19 protein-coding genes and 1 riboswitch are annotated in these 19,462 nt (G+C 71.4%); of the genes, 9 read left to right on the plus strand and 10 right to left on the minus strand.

Annotation, left to right across the window (positions count from 1 at the left end; genetic code table 11):
* Window positions 1–179: 179 nt before the first annotated feature.
* From DMA15_RS16465 to thrC, 3 genes are all read right to left on the minus strand, one after another.
* Entirely contained in the window at window positions 180–383 is a 204-nt protein-coding gene (locus DMA15_RS16465) for a cold-shock protein (protein ID WP_005315736.1), read from the minus strand.
* A 431-nt stretch (window positions 384–814) separates the two neighbouring features.
* Entirely contained in the window at window positions 815–1,090 is a 276-nt protein-coding gene (locus DMA15_RS16470; protein WP_030791622.1) for a ubiquitin-like small modifier protein 1, read from the minus strand.
* 113 nt (window positions 1,091–1,203) lie between these two features.
* Entirely contained in the window at window positions 1,204–2,499 is a 1,296-nt protein-coding gene (gene thrC, locus DMA15_RS16475; RefSeq protein WP_125513547.1) for a threonine synthase, read from the minus strand.
* Between the two features lie 17 nt (window positions 2,500–2,516).
* Window positions 2,517–2,645: riboswitch (SAM riboswitch) on the minus strand.
* A gap of 154 nt (window positions 2,646–2,799) precedes the next feature.
* On the opposite strand from thrC, the gene DMA15_RS16480 reads away from it, so the two are divergent.
* Entirely contained in the window at window positions 2,800–3,753 is a 954-nt protein-coding gene (locus DMA15_RS16480) for a glucosyl-3-phosphoglycerate synthase (RefSeq protein ID WP_125513549.1), read from the plus strand.
* Window positions 3,754–3,805: 52 nt separating this feature from the next.
* Entirely contained in the window at window positions 3,806–5,221 is a 1,416-nt protein-coding gene (locus tag DMA15_RS16485; RefSeq protein WP_125513551.1) for a trehalose-6-phosphate synthase, read from the plus strand.
* An 86-nt stretch (window positions 5,222–5,307) separates the two neighbouring features.
* Here DMA15_RS16485 and otsB read toward each other — a convergent pair whose 3' ends face one another.
* From otsB to DMA15_RS16500, 3 genes are all read right to left on the minus strand, one after another.
* Window positions 5,308–6,180: a trehalose-phosphatase gene (gene otsB / locus DMA15_RS16490; RefSeq protein ID WP_125513552.1), complete on the minus strand. Its 873-nt coding sequence runs from the start codon at window positions 6,178–6,180 to the stop codon at window positions 5,308–5,310.
* A 207-nt stretch (window positions 6,181–6,387) separates the two neighbouring features.
* On the minus strand, window positions 6,388–6,636 hold the full coding sequence (locus tag DMA15_RS16495) for a DUF3263 domain-containing protein (RefSeq protein WP_125513554.1): 249 nt from the start codon (window positions 6,634–6,636) through the stop codon (window positions 6,388–6,390).
* Window positions 6,637–6,646: 10 nt separating this feature from the next.
* Window positions 6,647–7,864, minus strand: coding sequence for an extracellular solute-binding protein (locus tag DMA15_RS16500; RefSeq protein WP_125517828.1), 1,218 nt, complete (start codon window positions 7,862–7,864; stop codon window positions 6,647–6,649).
* 225 nt (window positions 7,865–8,089) lie between these two features.
* Between DMA15_RS16500 and DMA15_RS16505 the strand changes: the two genes are divergently transcribed.
* Complete coding sequence (locus tag DMA15_RS16505; protein WP_125513556.1) at window positions 8,090–8,983, plus strand: sugar isomerase; 894 nt, start codon at window positions 8,090–8,092, stop codon at window positions 8,981–8,983.
* Between the two features lie 33 nt (window positions 8,984–9,016).
* Here the strand turns inward: DMA15_RS16505 and DMA15_RS16510 are convergent, their stop codons facing one another.
* Window positions 9,017–10,033, minus strand: coding sequence for a beta-propeller fold lactonase family protein (locus DMA15_RS16510; protein WP_125513558.1), 1,017 nt, complete (start codon window positions 10,031–10,033; stop codon window positions 9,017–9,019).
* 247 nt (window positions 10,034–10,280) lie between these two features.
* On the opposite strand from DMA15_RS16510, the gene DMA15_RS16515 reads away from it, so the two are divergent.
* The 4 genes from DMA15_RS16515 (at window position 10,281) to DMA15_RS16530 (ending at window position 14,364) form a co-directional block, all read left to right on the plus strand.
* Window positions 10,281–11,237: an ROK family protein gene (locus DMA15_RS16515; RefSeq protein ID WP_125513560.1), complete on the plus strand. Its 957-nt coding sequence runs from the start codon at window positions 10,281–10,283 to the stop codon at window positions 11,235–11,237.
* Complete coding sequence (gene nagA / locus DMA15_RS16520; protein WP_125513561.1) at window positions 11,237–12,373, plus strand: N-acetylglucosamine-6-phosphate deacetylase; 1,137 nt, start codon at window positions 11,237–11,239, stop codon at window positions 12,371–12,373. Before DMA15_RS16515 ends, nagA begins: the two co-directional genes overlap by 1 nt.
* 140 nt (window positions 12,374–12,513) lie before the next feature.
* The gene (locus tag DMA15_RS16525) at window positions 12,514–13,452 is read left to right on the plus strand and encodes a 1-phosphofructokinase family hexose kinase (RefSeq protein WP_125513564.1); all 939 of its coding nucleotides are present in this window, start codon (window positions 12,514–12,516) and stop codon (window positions 13,450–13,452) included.
* Between the two features lie 63 nt (window positions 13,453–13,515).
* Complete coding sequence (locus tag DMA15_RS16530; protein WP_125513566.1) at window positions 13,516–14,364, plus strand: class II fructose-bisphosphate aldolase; 849 nt, start codon at window positions 13,516–13,518, stop codon at window positions 14,362–14,364.
* A 19-nt stretch (window positions 14,365–14,383) separates the two neighbouring features.
* On the opposite strand, the gene DMA15_RS16535 is transcribed toward DMA15_RS16530, so the two are convergent.
* Window positions 14,384–15,367, minus strand: a complete 984-nt coding sequence (locus tag DMA15_RS16535; protein WP_125513567.1) for a carbohydrate-binding protein — start codon at window positions 15,365–15,367, stop codon at window positions 14,384–14,386.
* A gap of 87 nt (window positions 15,368–15,454) precedes the next feature.
* Window positions 15,455–17,086, minus strand: coding sequence for a diguanylate cyclase CdgB (cdgB, locus tag DMA15_RS16540; protein ID WP_125513569.1), 1,632 nt, complete (start codon window positions 17,084–17,086; stop codon window positions 15,455–15,457).
* Between the two features lie 413 nt (window positions 17,087–17,499).
* Between cdgB and DMA15_RS16545 the strand changes: the two genes are divergently transcribed.
* Complete coding sequence (locus DMA15_RS16545; protein ID WP_240660218.1) at window positions 17,500–18,081, plus strand: flavin reductase family protein; 582 nt, start codon at window positions 17,500–17,502, stop codon at window positions 18,079–18,081.
* A 143-nt stretch (window positions 18,082–18,224) separates the two neighbouring features.
* On the opposite strand, the gene arfB is transcribed toward DMA15_RS16545, so the two are convergent.
* Window positions 18,225–18,653, minus strand: coding sequence for an alternative ribosome rescue aminoacyl-tRNA hydrolase ArfB (gene arfB, locus DMA15_RS16550; RefSeq protein WP_125513570.1), 429 nt, complete (start codon window positions 18,651–18,653; stop codon window positions 18,225–18,227).
* 191 nt (window positions 18,654–18,844) lie between these two features.
* On the opposite strand from arfB, the gene DMA15_RS16555 reads away from it, so the two are divergent.
* Window positions 18,845–19,420 carry a TerD family protein gene (locus DMA15_RS16555; protein ID WP_125513572.1) on the plus strand — a complete coding sequence of 192 codons (576 nt, stop codon included), beginning with the start codon at window positions 18,845–18,847 and terminating at the stop codon, window positions 19,418–19,420.
* The last annotated feature ends 42 nt before the right edge of the window (window positions 19,421–19,462 follow it).

A 19,462-nucleotide genomic window follows, 5' to 3' on the forward strand; every position in this document is an offset into this window, starting at 1 on the left:
TCACTCGTAGAGTGCTAACGCCAATGATTAGCACTCGACCCCCACGAGTGCAAGGTGCCCCCGTCAGATCCGCCCCGCGCGAGGGAGCCGGGAGGGAGCGCGGGCGCACACGAGGGGCCCGTACCCCCATGGGATACGAGCCCCTCGCGATGCTTGCTTCGGTGGTCGATCGCGCCGAGCTAGACGGCGAGCTTGACCATGTCCGCCTGCGGACCCTTCTGGCCCTGCGAGATCTCGAACTCGACTCGCTGACCTTCTTCAAGGGTGCGGTAGCCGTCCATCTGGATCGCGCTGTAGTGGACGAAAACATCCGCACCACCGTCGACCGCGATGAAGCCGTACCCCTTCTCCGCGTTGAACCACTTGACGGTGCCCTGAGCCATGCCTAACTCCCCTATTACTGGCCCTTGCACAGACCCGCACTTCGCGGACCCGGGTCAGACCTCACCCCCCACTGGTTGGGGGTGTGCGCCGGAACGCGTCGACCGCCGCTGAATGTATCTGCCCAACTGCCCTCTGCAACAGGTCAATCGGACGAGAATTATGGGCACGCGCGATCGGTAATATGCGGAGAATTCGCCGGAATCCAGGGCAAGTCGGGCCCGGCAAATGCCATATGGGGCCCAAAAGGGTGACTCGCTTTGGCTGCTTCTTGTCGACTCCGGGCCGACTTCGTATATGCACTCGGCACAAACGGTGAAGCGCGTTTCCCAACTGTACCGCGCTCAACCAAGTTGAATTGCCCCCTCCGTTTGCATCCCGGAGAGGGCAATTCGAGTTATGCAGGGAAGTTGCGGAATTGGATCAGCGGAGATCAGCCACCGGCGACGGCGGGAATGATCGATACACCGGCACCGTCCGGAGTGGCCGTCTCCAGGCCCTGCTCAAAACGGACGTCGTCGTCGTTCACGTACACGTTCACGAACCGTCGCAGCTTGCCCTGGTCGTCCAGGACGCGGGCGGCGATGCCGGTGTGGTTCTTCTCCAGATCGGCGATGACCTCACCAAGGGTGCTCCCCTCGGCGGCGACCTCGGCCTTGCCGCCGGTGTAGGTACGCAAAATGGTGGGAATCCGGACGTTGACACTCATGGGGTTCACCTCAGAAGTACGGGGATGGATGGCGCCCCGTCAGGGGCGCGGGGAACTGCGCGACCAGCCACGACGGTCCGCAGCGGGGAAGCAAAGCTCAGGCCCTACGGCGATTAACCCGCAAGCCCAGCGGAGCGGAACGCCTCAAGGCTCGGCTTGATCGTCGCGGTCGCCTGAGACGTCTCGGCAACCGCATCCAACGTCTTCAGGCCATCCCCCGTGTTCAACACGACCGTGGTGAGCGCCGGATCGATGAGCCCCGCCTCGACCAGCTTCTTGGTGACACCCACCGTCACCCCGCCGGCGGTCTCCGCGAAGATCCCCTCACTCCGAGCGAGCAGCTTGATCGCCTCGACGACCTGCTCGTCGTTCACGTCCTCCACGGCCCCACCGGTACGCCGGGCGATGTCGAGCACGTACGGCCCGTCCGCGGGGTTGCCGATGGCCAGCGACTTGGCGATGGTGTTCGGCTTCTGCGGGCGCACCACGTCGTGCCCGGCCTTGAACGCGGCCGACACCGGCGAGCACCCCTCGGCCTGAGCGCCGAAGATCTTGTAGGGCTTGTCGGCGACAAGACCGAGCGCGATCAGCTCCTTCAGCCCCTTGTCGATCTTCGTGAGCTGCGATCCGGAGGCGATCGGGATGACGAGCTGGTCCGGCAGCTCCCAGCCGAGCTGCTCGCAGATCTCGTACGCGAGGGTCTTGGAACCCTCGCCGTAGTACGGCCGGAGGTTGACGTTGACGAAGCCCCAGCCCTCGCCCAGCGGGTCGCCGATCAGCTCGGAGCAGAAGCGGTTCACGTCGTCGTAGTTGCCCTCGATGCCGACGAGTTCACCGCCGTAGACCGCGGCCATGACGACCTTGCCCTGCTCCAGGTCGTGCGGGATGAACACGCAGGAGCGGAACCCGGCGCGGGCCGCAGCGGCGCCGACGGCGCCCGCGAGGTTGCCGGTGGAGGAGCAGGAGAGGGTGGTGAAGCCAAAGGCCCGTGCCGCCTCCAGCGCCTGCGCGACGACGCGGTCCTTGAAGGAGTGCGTGGGGTTGCCGGAGTCGTCCTTGACGAACAACTTGCCTTGTTGGATCCCGAGTTCGCGCGCGAGGTTGTCGGCCTTGACGAGCTTGGTCCAGCCGGGGTTGAGGTTCGGCTTGTCGGCCACGTCGGCGGGGACGGGCAGCAGCGGGGCGTAGCGCCAGATGTTGGCGGGGCCGGCCTCGATCCGCTCGCGGAGGGCCTCCGGGTCGCCGAGGGGCAGGTCGTACGCGACTTCGAGGGGGCCGAAACACTCGGCGCAGGCGAAGATCGGGCCGAGGGGGAACTTGGTGCCGCATTCCCGGCAGGAGAGACCCGAGGCGGGACCGAGGTCAACGGTCGAGGCGGGGGTTTCGGTGGCGACAGTCTGCACAGCCATGGAGGCGAGGCCCTTTCTCCTCATCTTCCTCGCGACGCATCTCGCCGCGAGACGGAATTGGCACCTTCCCCACCGTGACCTCGCGGTCGGCGGGAGGGTTGCCGGGGCTTCAACGGGCCGTATCCCTCTGCCCCTCTGGATGAGCGGTATTCGATTGTGGGTTTCAGTTGTGGATCTCACGCGGCGGCGACCCCGACATGCGATGGTCACCGGCGTTGTTCAAGACTGTAACCGAAGCCCTGGACCCTTGAGATAGTCGTCCGAACCGCGAGATGGATCACAAACGGGAGGTCCCCGACCGTGCTGGAAGAGGTCGAGCACTGGCTGAGCAGGCGTTCCTGGTCGGCCGCCGACCGCCCGCTTGACCGGCTCGCCGCCGCCAAGCGGGCGTCCGGCGCGTCGGTGAGCGTCGTGCTGCCCGCGCTGGACGAGCAGGAGACGGTCGGCGCGATCGTCGCCGAGATACGCCGCGAGCTGGTCGAGAGGACCCCGCTCATCGACGAGCTAGTGGTGATCGACTCCGGTTCGTCGGACCGGACGGCCGAGGTGGCGCGGGAGGCGGGCGCCAAGGTCGTGCACCGGGACGAGATCCTGCCGCGGATCGCGCCGCTGCCCGGCAAGGGCGAGGTGCTGTGGCGCTCGCTCCTCGTGACGAGCGGCGACATCGTCGCGTTCGTCGACGCCGACCTGAAGGAGTTCTCGGCGGACTTCGTCTCGGGGATCGTGGGCCCGCTCCTGACCGACCCCGACGTGGCCTTCGTGAAGGCGATGTACGACCGGCCGCTCGGCGAGGCCTCCGGGCAGGGCGGCCGGGTCACCGAGCTGATGGCGCGGCCCCTTCTGAACATGCACTGGCCGCTGCTCGCCGGGTTCGTCCAGCCGCTCGGCGGGGAGTACGCGGCCCGCAGGTCCCTCCTGGAGCGGCTGCCGTTCCCCGTGGGCTACGGGGTGGAGCTGGGCCTGCTCGTCGACGCGCTGCACACGGTCGGCCTGGACGCGCTGGCCCAGGTGGACGTGGGCGTACGCAAGCACCGCCACCAGGACGGGCAGGCGCTCGGGCGGATGGCGGCGGCCATCTACCGGACGGCGCAGGTGCGGCTCGCGCGCGGACACCTCGTACGGCCGGAGCTGACGCAGTTCGAGCGGGGCGAGCGGGACGGGCAGGGGTTCGTGCCGCGGACGTACGCGGTGGACACCGAGGAGCGGCCGCCGATGGCGGGCATCGCGGAGTACGCGCACCGACGCGTGGCGTGACCGGCCCCGGTCGCACGTTTGCCCGGGCCCGGGACGGGCTACGTTTTGCCACATGGTCTCCGAGCCCCGAAACGCAGCAGCACAGGTACTCGTCGCGTCCAACCGCGGCCCCGTCTCGTACTCGGTGGGGGAGGACGGGGAGCTGACCGCCAAGCGCGGCGGCGGCGGTCTCGTCTCCGGGCTGAGCGCCATCGGCGACGAGGCGGACGCCCTGTGGGTGTGCGCGGCGCTCGGCGAGGGCGACCGGGAGGCGGTGCGGCGCGGGGTCGGCGAGCCGGGCGTGCGGATGCTGGACATCGACGCGGGTTCGCGCGAGGGCGTGCACGCGGCGGCGTACAACGGCGTGGCCAACTCGGTCCTGTGGTTCGTGCACCACATGCTCTACCAGACGCCCCTTGAACCGGCTTTCGGCCCGGAGTTCCGGGAGCAGTGGGAGGCGTACGAGACGTACAACCGCGCGTTCGCCGAGGCGCTGGCGGCGGAGGCGGCGCCGGGCGCCGCCGTCCTCGTGCAGGACTACCACCTGACGCTGGTGCCGGGCATGCTGCGCGAGCTGCGCGACGACGTGAGGATCGGCCACTTCTCGCACACCCCGTGGGCGCCTGCCGACTACTTCCGGATGCTGCCGGACGACGTGGCCGAGCAGGTGCTGCGGGGGATGCTCGGCGCCGACCGGCTCGGGTTCCTGACGGGGCGGTGGGCGGACGCGTTCACGGAGTGCTGTGTGCGGATGCTCGGCGGGACGTCCGGGACGCGCATCGGGGTGCACGGCCTCGGCGCCGACGCGGACTTCCTGCGGGAGCGTTCGCGGCGGGACGACGTCGAGGAGCGGATGGCGACGCTGCGGGAGCAGGTGGGCGAGGGCCGCAGGACGATCGTGCGGGTGGACAGGACGGAGCTGTCCAAGAACATCGTGCGGGGCATGCAGGCCTACCGCGAGCTGCTGCGGACCCGCCCCGAGTGGCGCGAGCGGGTCGTGCACGTCGCCTTCGCCTACCCCTCGCGGCAGGACCTCGCGGTGTACCGGGAGTACACCGCGGAGGTCTCGCGGGTCGCGGAGTCGATCAACGCGGAGTTCGGTACGGAGGGGTGGACCCCTGTGCTGCTGCACGTCGACGACGACTTCGCGCGCTCGCTGGCGGCGTACCGGCTGGCGGACGTGGCGCTGGTCAACCCGATCCGGGACGGCATGAACCTCGTCGCCAAGGAGGTGCCGGTCGTCTCCGACGAGGGGTGTGCGCTGGTGCTCTCGCGGGAGGCGGGGGCGTTCGAGGAGCTGGGCGAGGACGCGATTCCGGTCAACCCTTATGACGTGACGGCTACGGCGGAGGCGTTGCACGCGGGGCTTTCCATGCCGGTCGGGGAGCGGGCCGAGCGGACGAAGCGGCTTGCTGCGGCGGCAACGGCGTTGCCGCCGGCTCGGTGGTTCCTGGACCAGTTGCATGCGTTGACCGGGGCTCGTTCCTAGGCCGCCGCTTCGCGGCGGGTGCTCTCCCACCCACCCACCCGTTTGCCCCGTGCTGGTAGGGCACGGGTCCCGTTTGCCCCGTGCTGTCAGGCCAGGTGGCCCGCGAGGGTGTTGAGGAGAGCCACCACTCCCCCGGGGCCGTCCACCACCAGGTCGGCTCGGTCCGACAGTTCCGTGACCTCCGCGCTGCCGCTGCACACCAGGAGGCCCGCCATGCCGTCTCCGCGCAGTTTCTCCACGGCGGCGAAGGCGGGGATGTCGCCCAGGTCGTCGCCCGCGTAGAGCACGGACTCCGCGCCCACCTCGCGCAGGTAGCCGGCGAGGGCCACGCCCTTGTCGATGCCCGGGGGGCGCAGCTCAAGGACCATGCGGCCCGGCTCGACGATGAGGCCGTGCCGGTGCGCCAGCTCGGCGAGCGGTCCGCGCAGCGCGTCGAAGGCGGCCTGCGGGTCCCGGGCGCGGCGCGTGTGGACGGCGACCGCGCGGCCCTTCTCCTCTATCCAGGTGCCGCGCCAGGCGTCGATGGCGTCGAGGAAGCCAGGGAGTTCGGCGCGGACGGCCGCGACGCCGGGGTGCGGGTCGGCCGCCTGGACGGTGCCGGTGACCGCGTCCCAGCGCTCGGCGCCGTAATGCCCGAGGACCACCAGGTGTTCGAGCCCCGGCACACCCGCGAAGCCGCCGTAGCGGACGGCGACGCCCGCCGGGCGTCCCGTGACCACGGCGACGGACCGCAGGCGCGGGGCGAGCGCGGCGAGCGCGGGCACGGCGTCCGGGTGGGCGCGGGCCTGCTCGGGGTCGGGCACGATCGCGGCGAGCGTGCCGTCGAAGTCGAGGGCCACCACGGCCCGTTCGGGCCGCGCGAGAAACGCGGCGAGTCCATCGCGTCCGGCGGCGGTCACGGGCTCGGGCAGCCCGGAGGGCCCAGACTGGTCCGGCTGCACGTACGTAGGGTCACCCATACGCCCGACCTTAGGGCCTGTCCAGCGGATCAAGCCACGGGACGCGGGCCCTGGCACGCCGATCTGCCGCGTTGTCGTCAGTTGCCAACGCTCCGCGTTGCCGCCCTCCTCCGCCTTGCATCTCGACGCACCAGACCCCGCTCACCCACACCGAAAGGTGGCCGCCACCCGAGCGCGGCCTGATCCGCCGGACAGGCCCTAACCGCGTCAGCGCTCCTCGCGTCGTGACTCCCGCACCCGGCGGAGCCGATTGACCGTGATCGGGTCGTGGGCCAGGGCGCGGGGGTCGTCGAGGAGGGCGTTCAGGAGCTGGTAGTAGCGCACCGGCACCATGCCGAGCTCCTCGCGGACGGCCCGCTCCTTGGCGCCGGGGCCGGGCCAGTCCCGGCGCTCAAGGGCGAGGACGGCACGGTCCCGCGCGGAGAGCCCGTGATCGGGGCGTTCCTGGTCGGTCATGCGGTCAACGCTATTCCGCGTTCTCCGCGGTCGCCGCCTTGTTCTGGATCTGGCCGAGGATCGTGGAGGGGTCGGCGTCCTTGTCGACGGTCCTGCCGATGTTCCGCTTGATCGACGCCGAGACCTGCGCCCACGACGTCTTGCCCACCGGGTAGAGCTGCGAGGTCGGCAGCTCCTTGAGGAACTTGCCCAGCTCGGTGTGGCCGCGGTCCTTGGCCATCGCCTCGGACGCGGAGGTCGTCACGGGCAGGATGTCGTATTCGTTCGAGAACTCAAGCACGTTCTTCTTGCTGTAGACGTAGTCCAGGAACTTGCCGGCCTCCTTGCGGTGGCCGTTCTGCTTGAACGCCATCATCCAGTCGGCGACACCCATCGTGGCCTGCGCCTTGCCGTTGATGCCGGGCGCCGGCACCATGCCGAACTTCACGCCCTTCTTGGCGGCCATCTTCATCAGCGTCGGGTGGCCGTTGAGCATGCCGACCTCGCCGCGCGAGAACGCCGCGAACGCCTCGGCGCGGTTCATCTTGCCGGGCGCCTTCGGGCCGGTCAGACCCTTGCCGACCAGTTCGTCCCTGAGCCAGGCGAACGTCTTGGCGTTCTGCTTGGAGTCGATGTCGTACGAGCCGACGTTGTCGGTGTAACCGCCGCCGCCGCTGAGCATCCACATCAGCGTCTCGGCGGGCGCCTCCTCGGGACCGAGGGGCAGCGCGTACGGGATCTTCACGCCGCGCGCCTTGAGGGCCTTGGCGGCGGACTGCAGCTCGCCCCAGCTCCGCGGCGGGGTGAGGTTCGCGTCCTTGAAGAGCTTGGTGTTGTAGAAGAGCAGGCGCGTGGAGGAGGCGAACGGCATGCCGTACTGAATGCGGTTGACCTCGCCGGCCTGGGCGAGCGGGGCCATGAAGTCGGCCTGGGTGGCGATGGAGAGCAGCTCGTCGGCCTCGTAGAGCTTGTCCTGCGCGGCGTAGTCGGCGTACGCGCCGATCTGCGCCAGGTCAGGGGCCTCGTCCTTCTTGACCATCTCCTTGACCTCGCGGTCCACGTCGTTCCAGGAGTGGACGGTCACCTCGACGTTGATGTCGGGGTTCTCCTTCTCGAAGCCCTTGACGACCTCGGCCCAGTACTTCTTGGAGCTGTTCGCCGCGGAGTCGCCGTAGTCGGCGGCCACCAGCTTGATGGTGACGTCGCCGGAGTCGCCCGGACCGCCGCAGCCGGCGAGAACGCCCGCCATGCCCAGTGCGGCCACTGCCGCGGTCAGTCCTGTCGCGCGCCGCTGCACAGCTGCCCCACCCTCATTACTTCCGCTTGCTTGTGTCGATCCAATTGAACCGCGAGTTTCCCCCGACTTCGGACACAAGGTCTACACCACCCCCGTATCACTTGTGCAACGACGGTCCCGCCGATGACCATGGCGGGAGTCCCGCACCAGTCCCGTACTGACGAGGAGCCCCGGCGCATGTCGCGTACCGCAGCAGAAATAGCCACTCAGCCCGCCTGCTGGCGCCGTGCGGCACAGGCGGCCGCAGCGTTCGAGGGGCTGCCGGAGCCGGGCGAGCGGGTCGCCGTCACCGGCTGCGGGACGTCGTGGTTCATGGCCCTCGCGTACGCGGCTCTGCGCGAGGCCGCCGGGCAGGGCGAGACGGACGCGTTCGCGTCGTCGGAGTTCCCGGCCGGGCGGCGGTACGACCGGGTGGTGGCGATCACCCGCTCCGGCACCACGACGGAGGTCCTCGAACTGCTCGGCAGGCTGAAGGGCTCGGTCCCCACGCTCGCCCTGACCGCGGACCCGAAGACCCCCGTCATGGACGCGGCGGACACGATCGCGGTCCTGGACTGGGCGGACGAGGAGTCGGTGGTCCAGACCCGCTTCGCCACGACGGCGCTCGCCTTCCTGCGGGCCGGGCTCGGTGAGATCCCCGGGGTGAAGCCGGTGGCGGAGGCGGCGGTCGACGCGGAGCTGGCGGTGACGGAGCCGCTGCCGGAGGCGGTGGTCGGGGCGGAGCAGTGGACGTTCCTGGGGCGCGGCTGGACGTACGGGCTCGCGCTGGAGGCGGCGCTGAAGATGCGGGAGGCGGCGGGGGCGTGGACGGAGTCGTACCCGGCGATGGAGTACCGCCACGGGCCGATCTCCATCACCGGCCCCGGCCGGGTGACGTGGATGTTCGGCACGCTTCCGGAGGGCCTGGCGGGTGACGTGGCCCGGGTCGGCGGCGAACTCGTCGCGCACCAGTCCGCGGACCCCCTGGCGGACCTGATCCGCGCGCAGCGCCTCGCGGTGGCGCTGGCGGAGTCCCGGGGGTACGACCCGGACCGCCCGCGGAACCTCACGCGGAGCGTGATCCTCAGCTAGCGGGCGCCTGGTCAGGGGCCGGGGTCGGGCGGCTCACCTGGGGGTGATGGCGATGCCCTCCGGGTGGTTGCCGGTGCGCAGGGTCGCCCGCACCTTGGTGAGCCCCGGGTCGATCACCGAGACGGTGTCGGAGTCCTCGTTGGTGACCCAGACCCGGCTGCCGCCCGGGCTGACCGCCACGCCCTGCGGTGTCTTGCCCACGGGCACCTGGGAGAGGACGCCGCCGGTCGTGGTGTCGATGACGAGGAGCACGTCGGCCGCGGAGTCCGCCGCGTACAGCCGCCGCCCGTCGGGGCTGAGCCCCAGGCCGAGCGGTGCCTTGCCGACGGGCCAGGTGGCCGTCACCTTGCGGGTGGCGGTGTCGATGGCGGAGATGCTCCCGGAGCCGGTGTTGGCGACGTAGACCCTGTCCCCCTTCGTGGTGGCGACGACCCCGCTCGGGAAGTCGCCCACGGGGATCTGGGCCAGGGGCTCGTGACCCCTGGAGAGCACGGTGACGTTGTTGCTGCCGCTGTTGGTGACGTAGGCGGTCCCATCGGGCAGGGTGGCGACGCTGTGCGGGAGTTCCCCGACCGTGGGCGTCGCGACGACTCTGCGGCTGGCCGTGTCGATGACGGAGACGTTGGCGCTGCCCCAGTTCGCCGCGAACACCCAGCGGCCGTCGCGGCTCGGGAAGGCCGAGAAGGGGTACGAGCCGACCGGGACGGTCGCCACGGCCCTGCGGCTGCCCGTCTCGATGAAGGAGACCGAGTCGGAGAGGCCGTTCGCCACGTACACGTGGGAGCCGTCGGGGGCCGCGCCCACGCCGGTCGGCCCGCTGCCCACCGCCGGGGCGGCGACGGCTCTCTCCAGCCGGACGTCGAAGGCGGAGGCGCTGCCGGAACCGCTGTTGGCCACGTAGGCGACGATGCGCATCGGGAAGTCCCTGTCCCTGTCCCCGTCGGCCGGCGGGGCGGATGCCGCGGCGGAGGTGCAGGCCATGACGGCGAGCACGCACCCGAGCGTCAGACGGACACGGGAGCGGCGGCTGGCTGCGGAGAACCTGAGCATGGATCCACCTCTGCGGCTGTGGGGAGTCCGGGACGGAAGTGCATGGTCAAACGCCCGGCAGGCCCGTTCCACACGGGCGCGGGAGGGTTTCGTTCTTTCGCATGGCGGATCTGTGGCAAATCGTCCATTCCGCATACTTGCGGGTGTCATATGACAACAGCGTCCCTGCCGTCCCGGGCCTTCCGGTGCCCGACCCGCCTCTCAGGTGGACTAGACCTTTCGCAGGGTGACGGGCGAGACTGTCCCCGTGAGACACGTCATCGCCCTCGATGTGGGCGGCACCGGAATGAAGGCCGCCCTGGTAGGGGCGGACGGCACCCTGCTGCACGAGGCGCGCCGCCCGACCGGGCGCGACCGCGGCCCGGACGCCGTGGTGGAGTCCATCCTCGGCTTCGCCGAGGACCTCCGCGCCCACGGCACCGCCCACCTCGGCGAGCCCGCCGCCGCGGCGGGCGTGGCGGTGCCCGGCATCATCGACGCCGCCCGCGGCACCGCCGTCTACGCGGCGAACCTCGGCTGGAGCGACGTACCCCTCAGGGACCTCCTCAGCGCCCGCCTGGGAGGCGTCCCCGTGGCGCTCGGCCACGACGTCCGCACCGGCGGCCTCGCGGAGGGCCGCATAGGGGCGGGCAAGGGCGCGGACCGGTTCCTGTTCGTGCCCCTGGGCACCGGGATCGCGGGCGCCATCGGCATCGGGGGCGCCATCGAACCGGGCGCCCACGGCTCGGCAGGCGAGATCGGCCACATCGTCGTACGCCCCGGTGGCCCGCCCTGCGGCTGCGGCCAGCGCGGCTGCCTGGAGCGCCTGGCCTCCGCCTCCGCGGTGAGCAGGGCCTGGGCCGAGGCGAGCGGCGACCCGGAGGCGGACGCCGCGGACTGCGCCAAGGCCGTGGAGTCCGGCGACCCGAGGGCCCAGGAGGTCTGGCGGAACGCGATCGACGCCCTCGCCGACGGCCTGCTCACCGCCCTCACTCTGCTGGACCCGCACACGCTGATCATCGGTGGCGGTCTCGCCGAGGCGGGGGAAACGTTGTTCACGCCGCTGCGGGCCGCCGTCGCGGCGCGCGTCGTCCAGTTCCAGACGCTGCCCCGGATCGTGCCCGCGGCCCTCGGCGACACCGCCGGGTGCCTGGGCGCGGGCCTGCTCGCCTGGGACCTGCTCGACCGAGCAGCTCCCACCGACCCCACGGAGGTAACCACCTGATGGCCACTAGCAAGGTTCTCGCCGGTGCCCAGGTGGTACTGCCCACCGGAACCGTCCCCGACGGCCGCGTCATCGTCGACGGCACCCGCATCGCCGGCGTCGCGCCCGCCGGCGCGGAGACGGTCGACCTCACCGGCCACTGGCTGGTCCCCGGCTTCGTCGACCTCCACAACCACGGCGGCGGCGGCGCCTCCTTCACCTCCGGCACCGTGGAGGACGTACTCAAGGGCGTCCACACGCACCGCCTGCACGGCACGACCACCCTCGTCGCCTCCACCGTGACCGGCGAGATGGACTTCCTCGCCCAGCGCGCCGGGCTGCTGAGCGAGCTGGCCGAGCAGGGCGACATCGCGGGCATCCACTTCGAGGGCCCCTTCATCTCGCCCTGCCGCAAGGGCGCCCACAGCGAGGCGCTCCTGCGCGACCCCGACCCGTCGGACGTCCGCAAGCTGATCGACGCGGCCCGCGGCCACGCGAAGATGCTCACCCTCGCCACCGAACTGCCCGGCGGCATCGACTCCGTGCGCCTCCTCGCCGAACACGGCGTCATCGCCGCCATCGGCCACACGGACGCGACGTACGAGCAGACGGTGGAGGCCATCGACGCGGGCGCCACCGTCGCCACGCACCTGTTCAACGCGATGCCCGGCCTCGGCCACCGCGCGCCGGGCCCGATCGCCGCCCTCCTGGAGGACGAGCGGGTCACCGTCGAGCTGATCAACGACGGCACGCATCTGCACCCCGCCGCCCTGGAGCTGGCCTTCCACCGCGCGGGCGCGGACCGCGTCGCCTTCATCACCGACGCGATGGACGCGGCGGGCTTCGGCGACGGCCGGTACATGCTCGGCCCGCTGGAGGTCGAGGTGCGGGAGAGCGTGGCGCGGCTCGTCGAGGGCGGCTCGATCGCGGGCTCCACGCTCACCCTGGACCGCGCCTTCAAGCGCTCGGTGACCATCGACGGGATCTGTGTCGAGGACACCGTCCGCGCCCTGTCCGCCAACCCGGCCAAGCTCCTCGGGATGTACGACACGGTCGGCTCCCTGGAGCCGGGCAAGGACGCGGACCTGGTCGTCCTGGACGCGGACTTCACCGTCAAGGGCGTGATGCGCAAGGGCGCGTGGGTGGTCGAGCCCTGAGCCGGTCGGCCCTCACCCCTGGGCCAACCGCCTTCTCTTTGGCATGATCAGAACCGCCGGGGAGACGGACGGACCGGCGAGACGGGCGAGACGGGCGAAACCGGCAGGACCGGCGAGAGAGCACTTCGGGGGTGGTACGCGTGATCCTCACCGTCACGCTGAACGCCGCCCTCGATCTCACCTACCGCGTCCCCGCCCTCACCCCGCACACCTCGCACCGCGTCACCGAGGTGACCGAACGCCCCGGCGGCAAGGGCGTGAACGTCGCCCGCGTCCTCGCGGCCCTCGGCCACGACGTGACCGTCACCGGCTTCGCGGGCGGTGACACGGGCCGCGCCCTGCGCGAGCGGCTGGCCGCCGAGCCCCGCGTCACGGACGCGTTCGCGCCCGTCGCGGGCGCCACCCGCCGCACCCTCGCCGTGGTCGACGCGGCGAGCGGCGACACCACCCAGCTCAACGAACCGGGCCCCACCGTCACGCCCGCCGAGTGGGCCGCCTTCCTGGACTCCTACGAGGAGTTGGCGCACCGCGCGGGCACGACGGCGGTCGCGCTCTGCGGCAGCCTGCCGCCCGGGGTGCCCGTGGGCGCGTACGCCCTCCTCATACGGACCGCGCGCGCCGCCCGCGTCCCGGTCCTGCTCGACACCAGCGGGGAGCCGCTGCGCCGGGGCGTCGCCGCCCGCCCCGACATCGTCAAGCCCAACGCCGACGAACTCGCCGAGCTGACCGGCTCCCACGAGCCCGCGCGGGCCACCCGCGACGCCCGGCGCAGGGGCGCGCACGCCGTGGTCGCCTCGCTGGGCGCCGACGGCCTCCTCGCCCTCACCCCGGACGGCGGCTGGCGGGCGCGGCCCCCGAAGCGCGTACGCGGCAATCCGACCGGCGCGGGCGACTCGGCGGTCGCGGGGCTGCTCTCCGGGCTTGCCGAGGGCCTGCCGTGGCCGGAGCGCCTGGCCCGCGCGGTGGCCCTGTCGGCGGCGACCGTGGCGGCGCCGGTGGCGGGCGAGTTCGACCCGACGACGTACGAGGACCTGTTGGCGCGGGTCGCGGTGACCGAGGCCGTGCCCGCCAGTACCTAACGCCCGACCGAGCCGGATCCGCACCGCACAACGGGGCGCAGCGCCCTGGGAATTGGGGAGCACGTGCCACTCGTCAGCACCGGGGAACTCGTCACGCGGGCGCGCGCGGCGGGCCATGGCGTCGCCGCGTTCAACGTCATCACGCTGGAGCACGCCGAGGCGATCGCGCTGGGCGCCGAGCGTGCCGGGTCCCCGGCGATCCTCCAGATCTCCGAGAACGCGGTGCGGTTCCACGGCGGCAGGCTGGGCCCGGTGGCGGCGGCGACGGCGGCCGTGGCGCGCGCCTCCTCGGCCCCTCTCTCCCTCCACCTGGACCACGTCACGGACGCCGGACTGCTGCGGGCCGCGCACCCGGAGGGGTTCAGCTCGGTCATGTTCGACGCGTCGAAGCTGAGTTACGGCGAGAACGTGAAGGCGACGGCGGAGGCCGTGCGCTGGGGCCACGAGCGCGGCATATGGGTCGAGGCCGAGCTGGGCGAGGTCGGCGGCAAGGAGGGCGAGCCCCCGCTGGACGCGCACGCGCCGGGCGTACGCACCGACCCGGCGGAGGCCGCCGCGTACGTCAGGGACACCGGCGTGGACGCCCTCGCGGTGGCCGTCGGCTCCTCGCACGCGATGACGGAACGGACGGCCACCCTGGACCACGACTTGATCGCGTCCCTGGCGGCGGCCGTCCCCGCCCCGCTGGTCCTGCACGGCTCAAGCGGCGTCCCCGACAAGGAGATCCGCCGCGCGATCGCCTCCGGCATGGTGAAGATCAACGTGGGCACGGCCCTCAACACGGCGTTCACCGGTGAGGTCCGCGCCCATCTCGCGGCGCACGCGAAGGGCGTCGACCCCCGGAAATACCTCGCCCCGGCTCGCGAGGCGATGGCCGGGACGGTGGCGGGCTTCCTGGGGCTGCTGACGTAGTCCCGGGAGCGCTGGAGGGCTAGCCCTTGACGCCCTCCACGAGCCACATCTGGTCGATGTTCGCCCCGGTCGTCCCGCACAGATTGCTCTGTTCGCAGGAGAGCGTGACGGTGTTGGTGCCCTTGGTGAGCTGGACCACCGCCCAGGTGTTGGTCCAGCCGTGCTCCCAGTCGCCTTCCTTGGCATGGGCGAAGTTGTCCATGGTCAGCGGCCGGGTCTGCTTCTTGCCGTTGACGAGGATGGTGGCGTTGGAGTCCTTGCCGGGCACGCCGTAGTTCACGCGCAGGCTGTACGAACCGGCCTTCGGGATGCCGTCGACGGTCCATGTGACCTGGGCGCCGACCTTGTCGAAGCCCGCCACGTACACCCCGCCCGCGGCCTTGGCGCCCGCCACCTCGGAGGCCGTCGTCGTGCCGCCCTCCAGTTTCAGGGCCTTCGCGTCCGTCTTGGGCAGCTCGGCCTTCTCGTCGGGCTTCTTCGACGGCTTCTCGCTGGGCTTCACCGTCTCCGCCTGCGTCGGCTTGCCGCCCGCTTCCGGCTCGCCGCCCTTGTCGTCGTCGCGGCCGAAGAGCATGGCGGCGCCGATGCCGATGGCGACGACGGCCACCACCGCGATCGCGGCGATCAGCAGGCCCTTGGTGTTGGGGCCCCGGCCGCGGCCACCGCCCGCCGGCGCGTACTGCGGCGAGGTGACGGGGGCGCCGCCGGGCTGTGCCTCGGGCGCGGTGTAGTGCGGGTTCGGACGGCCGTAGGGCTGCTGGGCCTGCTGCTGCGGGACCTGCTGGCCGTACTGCTGCGTGGCCTGGGCCTGCCCGTACGCGGGGCGGCGGTCGCCGACCGCTCTCACCTGGTGGTAGGACCGGGGACCCGGGTAGCCGTAGCCGCCGCCACCGCCCGGCGGGGTCGCTCCGGCCGCCTGCCCGTCCTCGTACAGGTAGCCGAACGGATCGTCGTCGCCCTGCGGCGCGCTCGGCGTGTTCTCGCCGTTATTGCCGGGCGTCATTCCCAGGTCACTCCCTCTGATCGCTGACGCGGGGAGCCTACCCGGTCCGAGTGAGCCCAAGAGGTGGCGTTGACCTCATCGAGACCGTCAGCCCGCCCGCCGCTGCTGCTTGGCACGGGAGCGTTTCTCCACGTACATCCGCTGGTCGGCGGAGTGCAGCACTTCGTCCGCCGACATCCCGCAGTGCGCCCAGCCGATGCCGAAACTGGCTCCCACCCGGACCGCCCTGCCGTCCACCCGGATCGGCGGGATGATCGCGTTCCGCAGCCGGACCGCGAGGTCCTGGGCGTCGGCGCGGCCGAGGCCGTCGGCGAGGACGACGAACTCGTCGCCGCCGAGCCGCGCCACCGTGTCCCCGTCCCGTACGCCGCTGGTCAGACGCCTCGCGACCTCGATGAGGACGGCGTCGCCGGTGTGGTGCCCGAACCTGTCGTTGATCGACTTGAAGCCGTCGAGGTCGCAGAAGAGGACCGCGAGGCCCTTGGTCCCGTCGTCCACCTCCCCCTCCTCGGGGGCGACGGTGTGGACGTGGTGGTCGAAGCCCTCGTCCTGCTGGAGCGAGGCGTTCCCGAAGTCGAAGCCGTGTTCGTAGGCGGCGTCGAGGGAGTCCACCGCGCTGGGTCTGCCCGCGTGCGGTCTGCGGCACAGGCGGGAGCTGAGGCGGGACCGCAGCTCGGCGGAGTTCGGCAGTCCGGTGAGGGAGTCGTGCGAGGCGCGGTGGGCGAGCTGCAGCTCGCGGCGCTTGCGCTCCTCGATGTCCTCGACGTGCGTGAGCAGGAAGCGGGGCCCGTCGGCGGCGTCCGCGACGACGGAGTTGCGCAGGGAGACCCAGACATACGTCCCGTCGCGCCGCGCGAGCCGCAGCTCGGCCCGGCCGCCCTCGGCGGAGGTGCGCAGGAGGGTGCCGATGTCCTCGGGGTGGACGAGGTCGGAGAAGGAGTAGCGCCGCATGGCGGAGGCGGGGCGGCCGAGCAGGCGGCACAGCGCGTCGTTCGTCCGCAGGATCCGCCCGTGCTGGTCGCCGCCCATCTCGGCGATGGCCATGCCGGAGGGCGCGTACTCGAACGCCTGCCGGAAGGACTCCTCGCTGGCCCGCAGCGCCTGCTGCTCGCGCTCCAGGCGGACCAGGGCGCGCTGCATGTTGGCGCGCAGCCGGGCGTTGCTGATCGCGATGGCGGCCTGGAAGGCGTACATCTGGAGGGCCTCGCGGCCCCAGGCGCCGGGCCTGCGGCCGTTGCGGGGCCGGTCCACGGAGATCACGCCGAGCAGTTCGCCGCCGGCGGCCCCGGTCGCGTACATGGGGGCGAAGAGGCGGTCGGCGGGGTGCCACTCGTCCTCGAAGCGGGGGGCGGGCCCTTCGGTGTACCACTGCGGGACGTCGTCGTCGTCGAGGACCCAGCCCTCGGTGTACGAGATGAAGCGCAGGGCGCCCCACGCCTCACCCATGGCCAGGCGGCGCTCCCAGGCGTCGCGGGAGCCGACGCGGCCGGTGATGAGGGCCTCGGCCGAGGAGTTGCCCGCGAAGGCGGCGACGACGAGGTCGCCGTCCGGGCGCACGAGATTGACACACGCCAGCTCATAGCCAAGGCCGTTGACGACGCCGTCGGCGACGGTCTGCAGCGTGTCCGCCAGGCTCCGGGCCGTGTTCAGCTCCGCCACCACCTGGTGCAGCTGCCGCAGGGTCGCAAGACGGACGTACGGCTCCGACTCGGTCTCCATGCTTCGTTCTCCCCGAGACCTCGACAGCAACTCCAGGATGCGCAGCGCCCGCAGTGTTTCAGTGCCTTGTTCTCAGCGCCTTCGGCACCGGTACTTCTGTGCCCTTGTGCCCTCAGTGTCTTATTGCCACCGTCACTGAATCACAGCGAGCTGCTCACTCGGTACACAGGGTCAACAAAATATGGGTCCTGTGACTCAAGTCACAGGTGGGACGCCGTCGTTGGTCCAGTCCCTTGGCCTAGTCCACCGCATTCCGGGGCACCGCGTGCCACCTTGCGGAGTTCTTTGCCAAGGGCTCGGCCGGACTCCTTGCCCCTGGCTCCCTCGGGCGCCGGTCCTAGGACCGGTCTCGGCCCAGGGCCCGATGTGGCGGCGGGGCCGCGGGGGCTAGCGTCGGCACCGTGGCTCACGTATTGAAGACTCTCCCGGCCCCGCCTTCCCCCCGGCCGCCCTCCTCGGATGGGCATGCTGATGGGGTGAGCAACGACGAGTTCCGCGCGGCGATGTCCCGCCTGGCGGCGGGCGTGGTCCTGGTGACGGCGCGCGAGCCGGGCCTGGACCCGGACGACGCGAACGCTCCGGCGGGCGAGGACGTGGGCATGACGGCCACGGCCTTCCTCTCCGTCTCGCTGGATCCGCCCCTGGTCATGGTGAGCCTGCGCGAGGGCTCCCGGATGGACGACCTGCTCGCCGAGCAGCCGATGTGGGCGGTGTCGGTGCTCTCCGAGAGCCAGCGCCACATCGCGGGCCGCTTCGCGATGAAGGGCCGGATCAGCGACCGGCTGCTCTTCGAGGACATCCCGTACACGCGGGGCGCGGAGTCCGGCGCCCCGCTGATCGGCGGGGCGCTGTCCACGCTGGAGTGCCGTACGGAGCGGACGGTTTCGGCGGGCGACCACACGCTGGTGATCGGCCGCGTCCTGACCGCGTCGCTCCCCAGCGCCGAAGGCGGGCCCCTGCTGTACTTCCGGGGCCGCTACCGCCAGCTGGGCTGATGATGAGCGCCCCGAAGGGGCGCGGGGAACTGCGCGCTCAGCCCACGAAAACCCGCGGTCGCGTCTGCCGCGTTGCTGATCAGAGGCGTCTGCGGCCTTGTCGTGGTTGCTCGCGCAGTTCCCCGCGCCCCTGACGGGGCGCTTCAGCCCCAGCCCTGCCCGGAGCGCCCCCGCTTGGTCTCGCTGCGCTGCTTCTTGTTCCGCAGGCGCCGCTCATTGATCCCGCGAGGAACCTTCGTCGCACGACGCGGCTTCGGCGGCGGAGCGGTCGCCTCCGCGAGCAGGGCGGCGAGCCGGGTCGCCGCCATCTCCCGGTTGCGCCACTGCGAACGGTGCTCACTGGCCCGTACGCTGACGACGCCGTCGACGAGCCGGGAGGCGAGCCGCTCCAGGGCCCGCCCCTTCCACACCTCGGGCAGCGCGTCGGTGGCCGCGAGGTCGAACCGCAGCTCGACCTGGGAGTCACTGGTGTTGACGTGCTGCCCGCCCGGCCCGGACGACCTGGAGAAACGCCACATCAGCTCCGCCTCGGGCAGGGAGACGGAACCGCGGATGACATAGGGACCGGACATGCCCCCATGGTCCCGTGCCTGTCGGGCTCACGTCACGCCGTTTTCCCGCGGTAAAGAAAGTAAAGCCATGCGGAACCTTCGGGACCTCGGTCGGCGTTGGTACCAGTGAAGGTAGCTTCGTCCCCAGTACGAAGCCCGTACGCACTGGCTCACACGCGGTGCGTCGTAAACGAGGGAAGGGACTCCCAACAATGGCAGTAAGCCTGTCCAAGGGTGGCAACGTCTCGCTTACCAAGGAGGCTCCGGGCCTGACCGCCGTCACCGTGGGGCTCGGCTGGGACGTCCGCACCACCACCGGCACCGACTTCGACCTGGACGCCTCCGCCATCGCGGTGAACACCCAGGGCAAGGTCTTCTCGGACCAGCACTTCGTCTTCTTCAACAACAAGGCGACGCCGGACCAGACCATCGTCCACACCGGTGACAACGTCACCGGCCAGGGCGAGGGCGACGACGAGCAGATCAACGTCAACCTCGAAGGCCTGCCGGCCGACATCGAGAAGATCGTCTTCCCGGTCTCGATCTACGACGCCGAGAACCGCTCGCAGAACTTCGGCCAGGTGCGGAACGCGTTCATCCGCATCATCAACCAGGCCGGTGGCACGGAGATCGCGCGCTACGACCTCTCCGAGGACGCCGCCACCGAGACCGCCATGGTCTTCGGCGAGCTGTACCGCAACGGCGCGGAGTGGAAGTTCCGCGCGGTCGGCCAGGGCTACGCCTCGGGCCTGGTCGGCATCGCCCAGGACTTCGGCGTGAACGTCTGATCCGACGTCGCCAGCTGACGCTGATTTCCCAGAGGGCCCCGG

The sequence above is a fragment of the Streptomyces sp. WAC 01529 genome (assembly GCF_003945545.1).
Lineage (GTDB): Bacteria > Actinomycetota > Actinomycetes > Streptomycetales > Streptomycetaceae > Streptomyces > Streptomyces anatolicus.